At 74.0% G+C, this 204-nt stretch carries 1 protein-coding gene; it reads left to right on the forward strand.

What is annotated here, in order from left to right; genetic code table 11:
• Nucleotides 1-204: maltotransferase domain-containing protein (locus RB628_RS42470; RefSeq protein ID WP_318325888.1), on the forward strand; the 204-nt coding region annotated here is incomplete at both ends.

The raw sequence follows: 204 nt of genomic DNA on the forward strand, positions 1-204 counted from the left end.
CGCGAACGTCGTACTCCGCGACCCCGAGGGCCGTCCGGGCCGCTGGACGCCGATGCGCGAACTCGCCCCGGGCAGTGACCGCTGGGGCGCGCACGTCACCCCGGACGCGCCCGGTGAATGGACGTACACCGTGGAGGCGTGGGGTGACCCGATCGGCACCTGGCGGCACCACGCGGGCATCAAGATCCCGGCCGGGATCGACAC

The sequence above is a fragment of the Streptomyces sp. ADMS genome (assembly GCF_033441795.1).
GTDB lineage: Bacteria > Actinomycetota > Actinomycetes > Streptomycetales > Streptomycetaceae > Streptomyces.